Annotated in this window: 2 protein-coding genes; both read right to left on the minus strand. The window is 29.1% G+C overall.

The window, feature by feature from the left end; translation table 11 throughout:
* On the minus strand, window positions 1–347 hold a 347-nt coding region (locus tag HMPREF2597_RS06010), incomplete at its 3' end, for a Csa1 family protein (protein WP_141760425.1).
* A gap of 261 nt (window positions 348–608) precedes the next feature.
* The coding region (locus HMPREF2597_RS06015) for a Csa1 family protein (protein WP_141760426.1) at window positions 609–856 on the minus strand (248 nt) is incomplete at its 5' end.

An 856-nucleotide genomic window follows, 5' to 3' on the forward strand; every position in this document is an offset into this window, starting at 1 on the left:
TCTGTTATTTCATTGACAATAAAATTACCTCTTGTTGTTCTAGTATTGCGATTTATATGGAGCACCATTCCTCTAGATTCCATATTCCTACCTTTTGGCTCGATAATCATTTTAGAATAAATGATCCAAGTGCCTTTATCGCCTTTTTCAAATTCTTGATCTCGAAAGCCTTCTTTATCGTAGAAATCTTCAAGATTCTTAGTTGGATACAATCTTAATGTTTGATTAAATGTTTTCTTAATTTGAGCATTTCGACTATTTGTTTTTGTCAAGATGATACAACCTCCAATCAATATAATAAGTAGGATCAAACATATACCGAGCTTTAACTTCCTTGACTGTCGCATCCCTTCACATCCTTATATTTTCTATATATAAATGATATATTCATACAAATTTTTTAATGATACCAATTTCACTTTCATATTAGCAAACAATGCATAAGCAATCAATTTAATTTATTTTTGTATGATTTATTTATAATTATATTACACAAAAAAGCGCATCATTTATGACACGCTTCTAATCTCAGCTCATCTTTAATACACTGTTTGTTTCTTCAGAGATACTCGTTATATTGTCAGACTTTATTTGATATTCCGTTTGATTCATGATTTATTATCCTTACTTGGAGTAAATTGTACAGAATCTGTAAAAAAGATATTTTCTTTTTTATTTTCTACAAAGGTAAATTCTAAATCTTTAGATCCTATGGATGAGCCTTTTAAATCGCCATCACCTTTCAACTTTAATTCAGGAGCTTGTTTGGTTGGGATATTATATCGTTTTCTTAATTGTTGTACATTATAATCATCATTACTCAACAGATATTTTGCGGAATAACTTGGCACATTTG

Origin of the sequence: Staphylococcus sp. HMSC063A07 (assembly GCF_001836955.1) — a bacterium.
Taxonomy (GTDB): Bacteria; Bacillota; Bacilli; order Staphylococcales; family Staphylococcaceae; genus Staphylococcus; species Staphylococcus lugdunensis.